The following is a 7,929-nucleotide window of genomic DNA, read 5'->3' as shown; positions in this document are numbered from 1 at the left end:
GGTCTGTAATGATCAAAGGAATAACGGGTCGACCCATTGCAGTAGCTCCGTCGATGCTTTCTGCAATTATAACCTTAAGCTACAAATTATTCGACGAACTTTTGTTAGGGCACACTAGCTACCGACAACCCTTATATTCATGACAAGCCCCCTTTGAAGCCGGGTTATGTCTTCGAAATGGAAGCCAATCATTACCGGATCATCAAGCAGCAATTAAACGCATGGAAGACGGGCAGCGCTGAATATGAGGTCACTGAGATTGAATTGGCTCCGAACGAATAGACGTTATTTGTTGCTCAGCTCATCAGGGTACTGCGCATAATCGGCGTTACGTTAAGGTCGCAAAGCGAACGTTTAGATTTGGCGTAGGCTCGGGGATAAGCGGCGACGTATGATGCCGACCGGATCGGCCCCCTTGCTGGTTGCCATAACCGACCCCGGCAGAGAAGTTGGCTCTCGTAGATAAGCTCACGACGTGTTTTCCTCTACGCCCTTATAAAGAGACGTAATGAGCGGGCACTTCACGTCACCCTGCTCAGTGCAACATGCCTGCACCAGCCCCTCCAGCGTTCGCTCGATACGCCGCAGACTTGAAATTTTCTCACGCACCTTGGCGAGCTTCTGCTCGCCCAGTACCCGTGCTTCATCACAATGGGTACCGTCCTGAAGCTTCAAGAGCTCTCCGACCTCATCCAGGCTGAACCCCAACCATTGAGCTGTTCGGATGAAATGAAGACGCGCCAACGCCTCTTCGTCGTAGTGTCGGATGCTTCCGTAGGGTTTTTCGGGTTCCTCCACCAATCCCCGGCGCTGGTAATAGCGGATGGTTTCCACTCCCATGCCGGCTGCTTTGGCCAAGGCACCAATGGTCATTGAACGTGGTTTCTTGGACATAGAGGTTGATTCCGTACCTGACTACGGGAGTAACCTTATCTTAGTCCCCTATGTCATTAAAGGAGCCAACGCTATGTCAGAGTCCAAATCCGGTGGCGGTTCGCTGGTTGCCGGAGGAATTGCCGCCGTCCTGGCATCAGCCTGTTGTCTCGGCCCCCTTGTGCTGATCACGCTGGGCATTTCCGGGGCTTGGATTGGTAATTTGGCTGCCCTGGAGCCTTATCGACCCTGGTTCATTGGTGCGGCACTGGTGGCCATGGTCTTTGCCTGGCGTCGGATATACCGGCCTGCACGGGATTGCCAGCCGGGTGATGTTTGCGCGGTACCGCAAGTGCGCACGACCTACAAGGCTGTTTTCTGGGTTGTCGCGCTGCTGATCCTGGTCGCGCTGGCGTTTCCCTTCGTCTTGCCGCTGTTTTACTGAGAGGTTCTACATCATGAAAAAATCACTGATCGCCACAGCACTCTCCCTGTTCGTTAGCTTGCCGGCCCTGGCAGCACCACAAACCGTCACCTTGTCAGTCCCTGGCATGACCTGTTCGGCCTGCCCGATCACCGTCAAGGCCGCTCTCAATCGGGTGGAGGGCGTGACCTCTGTCAAAGTCCGTTACGAAGAACGCGATGCGACTGTCACCTTCGACGATGCGAAAACCACCGTTGAGGCGTTGACTCAAGCCACGACCAACGCCGGTTATCCGTCCACTCTGAAACAATCTAAAGCGACACAGGAGTAACCATGGCCAACCCCAAAACCCTGTTGCGGGTGAGCGTCATCGGCACGGTGTTGGTCGCACTGTGCTGCTTTACGCCGGTACTGGTCATATTGCTGGGTGCGGTAGGACTGGTTGCCCTCACCAGTTATCTCGACTACGTGCTGTTGCCCGCCCTGGTCTTTTTTATTGGCCTGACCTGCTATGCCGTCTGGCGTAAGAAGAAACACGACGCCTGCTGCGAAAACCCTCAACCAGGGAATGACGTTATATGAGTGACAACAACCTGCACATTGCGGTGATTGGCAGCGGAGGCAGTGCCATGGCCGCGGCCCTGAAAGCGACGGAACGCGGTGCCCGGGTGACGCTGATTGAGCGCGGCACCATCGGCGGAACCTGCGTCAACATTGGTTGCGTACCGTCCAAAATCATGATCCGGGCAGCGCATATCGCACATCTTCGCCGGGAAAGCCCGTTTGACGAGGGACTGAGTGCCCAAGCACCGGCGGTAAATCGTTCAGCACTCCTGGCTCAGCAACAAGCCCGAGTGGAGGAGCTGCGCGAGTCCAAGTACCAGAGCATTCTCAATGATAATGCGGCCATTACCGTCCTCAAGGGCGAAGCGCGGTTCGTGGACGAACGGACTCTAACGGTTACGCTCAACGACGGCGGCGAGCAGACAGTGAGCTTTGATCGGGCCTTTATCGGCACCGGTGCTCGACCCGCTGAACCGCCTGTCCCGGGGCTGTCAGAGACCCCCTATCTTACGTCCACCAGTGCTCTGGCGTTGGATCACGTTCCCGAGCGCCTCGTTGTGATCGGTGCCTCGGTAGCGGCCATCGAGCTGGCCCAGGCCTTTGCACGCCTTGGCAGTCGGGTCACCATTCTCGCCCGCAGCCGGGTGCTGTCACAGGAAGACCCGGCGGTGGGTGAAGCCGTGGAAGCGGCCTTCCGTCGCGAGGGCATCGAAGTGCTCAAACAGACCCAGGCCAGTGAAATTACCTATGACGGCCGGGTGTTCACCCTCCAAACCAACGCTGGCACCTTGGAGGCGGAGCAACTGCTAGTCGCCAGTGGCCGCACACCCAATACCGAGAACCTGAACCTGGAGGCCATCGGTGTGGCCACCGAGCGCGGCGCGATCCTAATCGACAACCACCTGCAAACTACCGCGACTGGCATTTATGCCGCTGGGGACTGCACCGATCAACCCCAATTCGTCTACGTGGCCGCCGCCGGCGGTAGCCGGGCCGCCATCAACATGACCGGTGGTGACGCCAGCCTCGACCTCAACGCTATGCCTGCGGTGATCTTTACCGATCCGCAAGTTGCGACCGTCGGTCTGTCCGAGGCAGACGCAAAAGCCCAAGGTTATGATACTGAGAGCCGTACCTTGGCCCTCGATAACGTGCCCCGGGCGCTGGTCAACTTCGATACCGGAGGCTTTATCAAGATCGTCGCGGAGCGTGACAGCGGGCGATTACTGGGCGTTCAGGCCGTGGCGGGCGAAGCCGGTGAGCTGATCCAGACTGCTGTCATGGCGCTGCGTGCGGGGATGACCGTGAACGACATTGCCGATGAACTGTTCCCCTATCTCACCATGGTCGAAGGACTCAAGCTCTGTGCCCAAACGTTCACCAAGGACGTAAAGCAATTGTCGTGCTGCGCGGGATAAGACGGAGTCGCCCATGTATAGCATAAATGAAATCGTTGAACGGCTAGGTCTAATCGGAGAAAGGGAAGCCTCGCTTCATGTGACGCTGTTGCGCGAGCTTGCCCTGGGACAACCGGTCACGATTGAGCGGCTCGCGAAGTCGCTCAACTGGACGACTGATAAGGTCTTGTTGGTGCTGGAGAAACTGCCCTGCGGAACCATCGAGTACGATGACCAGAGACGGCTGATCGGCTCCGGCATTACGCTGCGTGAAACCCCGCATGCATTTGTCATCAACGATCGGCCCCTTTACACCTGGTGTGCACTGGATGCCTTGATGTTTCCAACCGTTATTGGCGAACGGGCGCAGGTGCAATCGCGTTGCCCGCAGACGAACAACCCGATCAACATGACGATTACGCCACAGAGAGTGGTTTCGCTTGAGCCGGAGGACGCGGTCGTCTCTTTAGTGTCGGTGGCCGCATCGGGAGACATTCGAAGTGCGTTTTGTTGCGATGTCCTTTTCTTTGCCTCTCGACAGGCCGGGGAGGCCTGGGGGCGAGATAAACCAAGCGCGCAGCTGGTGACTGTGCAGGAAGGTTTCGAACTGGGACAGCGGATTGCGCACCTTATGCTCGACAGAGCAAGGCGTTACCAACATGACCTTTAATACCTGAATGTTCGATACCAATCTTGAACGTAGGTCAGCACCCAGGAGCTAGGCCATGTCATTTCCAAAGCGTTCCGTCGCTGCACCCTGTCTGTGCATCAAATCAGGAATTATCTGGACATGCGATTGGTGTATTCCTGTGGTGCCTCACCCGAACAACCGGACATGCATCCATTACACTGGCGATCGACGTGCCAGAACCGTGTGTCCGCCCGTTCCATTGCCGGGGTCTTGAAAGGCGATTTTTGCCCGTTTCGGGGAGTGAGAAGACCGGTAATTGGGGATGCATCGAATGTTCGCTTCTGTTTAGCTGAGTTCAGAGGATGCCCTGGTCGCAAAGCGAACATTCAGATGATCCGATAACGCCGCTCAGGACGCGCCGCTATGAAATGGAGGCGTAGCCACAATGCAGTAACCATCGCCGTGACTGGCATGGTAAGAAATCACTTGGACTTAAACCAGGCCAGAATCCTCCGCCAGAGGCTGTTTAGATTCAGTCCAACACCGAAAAAATTAGGCTTAAAATCTACAACATCTTCCGAGTCAGCAATTGCATCGCGGGTTCTAGCCGCGGACTCATCAAAGTCCATCTCTTTACGCACGGCTGGCTCTAACGAAAGCGACGCCCGCCAAAACATGCGCCCTACAGCGGCTTCTTTTCTCCACTCTGGATAGCTTTCGCTTGGTAAAACCTGAATGAAGTCTCTCTCATAACCGGGCTTGGGATGCATGTATAAGTATGATTCCGCCTCAGTGATAACTACTCCTGATTCCTTAAGTTCCGCCGAAGCCTTTGAAGTTAACTTCAGTACGTCTGAATAGAATAGGTAATAAAGATCATCTGGAAACCAGTACAGATCGTGAAGAAGATCAGCAATTGCCCCATGATTTTCGAAGTCAGCCGGAAGAAGATGCACTCGCCTCGGCCCAAAAGTCATTTTGGCTGGCATCGGCAATGAACTCGGCCATCTAGGCACTTCCTCAGACATCGTACCTCTCCATTTTTTACGCCTGGGCTCAGCGGCCGATTTGGAGGCGCACCGCGCCGGAAAGCGGTCCGCTGCAGCCCTGGTTAGCCATCTTTGAGGTCCTTAGGGACTTGGTACCAGCTCCCACGTTTCCTTCTAACGGATCTTTGCAATGAGACACTATCTACTTCGTCTAGAGGATCAACAATCCCGTCCGGTGGCAGTGTTGGAGCATCTGTGAATTGCTTGACATGCTCCAATATCTTGTCATTTGTTTCCTGTGTTATCGGGGCTGTATCCCCCTCGCTATTTCGCCAACTGGGCCCTAAAAGATCCCATAATTCCGACGTCAGATAATCTACCTCGGTAGGGGGTCTGCTGGCGAATGAAAGCACCCCTTTGTCTTTTACTTCCTGCGGGAACTCCATGTAATGAGCATTTAATCTTCCGAGATCCATTTTTAAATCGGGCCCCCATACAAACCTTTGGTCATCCTTTAAGAATAGATCTACAGTGCTACGATGCAGTTTATCGCCAGAGATAAAAACATTACAAAAAGGAAGGTAGTGAAGATAAGCGATATCGATTTTGTTCGAGGGCCGGTCTGCTGAAATGAACCCACGGGAAACACAAATGTGAAAAAAAACCTCAACTTTGATTACGTGGGCCGCGTAAGGAGCAAAACGTGTAAGTGGTGGAAACCCTGCAATCTGATAGCGCCTTACAAGCTTTTGCTGATATTCACGGGGGATACCAACTGCATTCACAATAAAGCCAATCAATTCGTAAGGCTTGTTCGTTAGGTTGACTATCCGGTTTGCTGCATTTGCGGCGTCGTTCATGTTTTTGCAGGAAGAAATATCTACCCCAAGCTTTTGAGCATAAGATGCGGAACTTTCAAAAGTCATACCTTTTATTTGAGCCCGCCACGCTCTTGCAAACTCCCTCTCCAGTTTTTGATATTCACCATCCTGCCACCTGTTAAAGGCTTTTGCTTCGGGAGACAAATCGAAATTGACTCCCCTTTTCCCAGCGGCTTCGACTTGCCTCCCACCACCAATCACTGGCCGATTGGTCATAGAAACCGGATAACCCATTAGACTCCCCACCAGCAAATCGAGATGCGATATGTTGGCAGCACCGCTCATCTGGGGCGCTTTTTCGGCAATGTTTCCAACCACCTGCTCAGCAGTTTTACCTCGACTCATCTCCTTATCTAAATCAGCCAATGTCTCGATATAAAACAAGGGAGAAATGTTGGCCACAAAGAAGTGGTCAAACCAAACTGACTCATCCACGCTGAGCGACTGGAGAAATGATTTATCAAAAAGCGCAACTGGTCCCATTGTTTTCCTTGTTGGCTAATAGCAATTAGGCAGCGCACTTTATCTTTGCAGAAATTTAACTGCGTCATTATTACTGACGTTGAACCATCGATCGCGCTGCACATAAATCGATAAAACAATAGCTTAGCTGAGCATGCCCACCTCTGCCATGTAATGACTCAGCGTCCGCAATTTGCTCCGCCAATCATACTGGCTGAAATTGCGGTGATGAGCTTGGAGGCTCTGGCGGGAAAGCCTGACTCGAATGTTCGCTTTTGTTTAGAAATTTTTGCAGGGCCTGGTGGTCGCAAAGCGAACATTCAGGCACATAGACAAAAATGTCCCATTGAAGAAAATAAGCCTCTTTTCAGTATTGTCCGCATTTACGGGGTAGAACCCAGCAGACCATTTTTGGGGGTAGCCGGATTTTTCCAACTCTGGGTGGACCTAATACGGGGTCAGGGTCAATCAAAACCTGAAGTCGCCGAACGCTTACAAAGCTTCTACCGACCCAGAGAAACAAATCCATCGACAAGCTGTTGCCCTACAACTGGAAGCCGACTATACCTGATATGGAATGATGGCCGGAGGCTTGCTCAAGAAAGGCATACGAACAGAGTCTAGCCGGTATACTGAGCCATCTTGGAGATCACTTGAAATGACGTTCACCAGTTGCCTATCCGATATGCTGGGCGGTATGCGCATGCTTCAGCTAACTTTTATTTCGTAGACGCCGGTTTAACAGCTATGCCTCATTTTGATGTTATTGCACACCTTAGAGACCATGGAAAATGGACTCCCAAACTAACGCCAGACGAAGATGAGATTTTTGCGCGCCTAGTGCCCGACTTGATCTTCCCGGTAAGAGGGCTCTTTGGCTCCCTCAAAGAGGACAATCGGCCACCCAGTTTCATGGTGTGGATTTTTTTTGCAATAGCCTTCTACCTGATTTTCAGCTGGCTGTACGGCCTCTCGGTTCACGACGATGAATTCACTAACCCTGATACTTTTTTCGAGCACCTCATACCAGTCCTCGCTTCGGCGATCGGCGCTGCGGGGTTAATTTTGGGCCCATTGTGGATGTTGCATTCAGAGCTTGAGCAGCGCTTTGAAGAACGAGTAGAGTCCAGAAGTGCTGATGATCGGCTAAAGCATGCAAAAAATCTTCTGAAGATTGCACAGTGCTATGACGGCCTAGATATGGTCAATCCTGTGGCTCTTGAACGCGCCGAGAGAGCGGGCCTGGACAAGAGCATCGTTACGAGAGACATAGATAAGGCTTTTAGCTCCTTCAAAAGATGTGTCACATTTACCGCAGAACTTCTCGTAGCGGACGATCAACGGGATGTGAGGTCTGCTTACCATATTATTGCGAGTCATTATGGCCTTGAAGAAAATCTTCGGGACTTGCGAAAAGCGATGGATGATTTACCACATCGCGTAGATCGTCTGATTAAAGAAAAAGATCGCCTCCTCAAAGAAAGAGAGGCAGCAGACCAACTCGCACGCCGCCGAGCCGAGGTTAAAGAGGCGGCGGAAGAATTAAGTCGGAAGTGAAAAGTTAAAGGGCGTGTCGTATCATTACCGAGGAGGCGTGATCGCCGGACCCATACCGATCAACGCTTGCAGTTGCGGTCAGTAAGGTGGGCAGAGCGGTTCAGTGGCCAACTCGGCCTCACTTTGCGTAAGGTTCTCGTGGAGATTAAAT

9 protein-coding genes are annotated in these 7,929 nt (G+C 52.8%); 6 read left to right on the top strand and 3 right to left on the bottom strand.

Annotation, left to right across the window (positions count from 1 at the left end; genetic code table 11):
- Positions 1-468: 468 nt before the first annotated feature.
- Entirely contained in the window at positions 469-894 is a 426-nt protein-coding gene (gene merR / locus CDH48_RS14820; RefSeq protein ID WP_100689514.1) for an Hg(II)-responsive transcriptional regulator, read from the bottom strand.
- 73 nt (positions 895-967) lie between these two features.
- Here merR and merT point away from each other — a divergent pair, with 73 nt between their 5' ends.
- Genes merT through merB form a run of 5 tightly spaced genes read left to right on the top strand, consistent with a single transcriptional unit; the run spans position 968 to position 3,928 of the window.
- Positions 968-1,318 (top strand): mercuric ion transporter MerT, encoded by a 351-nt coding sequence (gene merT / locus CDH48_RS14815; protein WP_100689513.1) that lies wholly within the window; start codon positions 968-970, stop codon positions 1,316-1,318.
- 13 nt (positions 1,319-1,331) lie between these two features.
- Positions 1,332-1,628, top strand: coding sequence for a mercury resistance system periplasmic binding protein MerP (gene merP, locus CDH48_RS14810; RefSeq protein ID WP_100689512.1), 297 nt, complete (start codon positions 1,332-1,334; stop codon positions 1,626-1,628).
- Positions 1,629-1,630: 2 nt separating this feature from the next.
- Positions 1,631-1,879, top strand: a complete 249-nt coding sequence (merF, locus tag CDH48_RS14805; protein ID WP_100689511.1) for a mercury resistance system transport protein MerF — start codon at positions 1,631-1,633, stop codon at positions 1,877-1,879.
- Positions 1,876-3,279 carry a mercury(II) reductase gene (gene merA, locus CDH48_RS14800; protein ID WP_100689510.1) on the top strand — a complete coding sequence of 468 codons (1,404 nt, stop codon included), beginning with the start codon at positions 1,876-1,878 and terminating at the stop codon, positions 3,277-3,279. Before merF ends, merA begins: the two co-directional genes overlap by 4 nt.
- 13 nt (positions 3,280-3,292) lie before the next feature.
- Positions 3,293-3,928: an organomercurial lyase MerB gene (gene merB / locus CDH48_RS14795; protein ID WP_100689509.1), complete on the top strand. Its 636-nt coding sequence runs from the start codon at positions 3,293-3,295 to the stop codon at positions 3,926-3,928.
- Between the two features lie 443 nt (positions 3,929-4,371).
- Here merB and CDH48_RS14790 read toward each other — a convergent pair whose 3' ends face one another.
- Positions 4,372-4,917, bottom strand: a complete 546-nt coding sequence (locus CDH48_RS14790; protein WP_100689508.1) for a hypothetical protein — start codon at positions 4,915-4,917, stop codon at positions 4,372-4,374.
- Between the two features lie 83 nt (positions 4,918-5,000).
- Positions 5,001-6,242 (bottom strand): hypothetical protein, encoded by a 1,242-nt coding sequence (locus CDH48_RS19235; RefSeq protein WP_188437776.1) that lies wholly within the window; start codon positions 6,240-6,242, stop codon positions 5,001-5,003.
- Positions 6,243-6,968: 726 nt separating this feature from the next.
- On the opposite strand from CDH48_RS19235, the gene CDH48_RS14780 reads away from it, so the two are divergent.
- On the top strand, positions 6,969-7,778 hold the full coding sequence (locus tag CDH48_RS14780) for a YIP1 family protein (protein ID WP_100689507.1): 810 nt from the start codon (positions 6,969-6,971) through the stop codon (positions 7,776-7,778).
- Positions 7,779-7,929 lie beyond the last annotated feature (151 nt).

Origin of the sequence: Marinobacter aromaticivorans (assembly GCF_002806975.1) — a bacterium.
Taxonomy (GTDB): Bacteria; Pseudomonadota; Gammaproteobacteria; order Pseudomonadales; family Oleiphilaceae; genus Marinobacter; species Marinobacter aromaticivorans.
Note: the sequence above shows the minus strand (reverse complement) of the source record. Positions and strands in the feature narration are given on the sequence as shown.

What these genes read in the sequence shown, in the direction of transcription:
- merB (WP_100689509.1), top strand. Translation starts at nt 3,293, where the DNA reads ATGTATAGCATAAATGAAATCGTTGAACGGCTAGGTCTAATCGGAGAA.
- CDH48_RS14780 (WP_100689507.1), top strand. Translation starts at nt 6,969, where the DNA reads ATGCCTCATTTTGATGTTATTGCACACCTTAGAGACCATGGAAAATGG.
- merF (WP_100689511.1), top strand. Translation starts at nt 1,631, where the DNA reads ATGGCCAACCCCAAAACCCTGTTGCGGGTGAGCGTCATCGGCACGGTG.
- merT (WP_100689513.1), top strand. Translation starts at nt 968, where the DNA reads ATGTCAGAGTCCAAATCCGGTGGCGGTTCGCTGGTTGCCGGAGGAATT.
- CDH48_RS19235 (WP_188437776.1), bottom strand. Translation starts at nt 6,242, where the DNA reads ATGGGACCAGTTGCGCTTTTTGATAAATCATTTCTCCAGTCGCTCAGC.
- CDH48_RS14790 (WP_100689508.1), bottom strand. Translation starts at nt 4,917, where the DNA reads ATGTCTGAGGAAGTGCCTAGATGGCCGAGTTCATTGCCGATGCCAGCC.
- merP (WP_100689512.1), top strand. Translation starts at nt 1,332, where the DNA reads ATGAAAAAATCACTGATCGCCACAGCACTCTCCCTGTTCGTTAGCTTG.
- merR (WP_100689514.1), bottom strand. Translation starts at nt 894, where the DNA reads ATGTCCAAGAAACCACGTTCAATGACCATTGGTGCCTTGGCCAAAGCA.
- merA (WP_100689510.1), top strand. Translation starts at nt 1,876, where the DNA reads ATGAGTGACAACAACCTGCACATTGCGGTGATTGGCAGCGGAGGCAGT.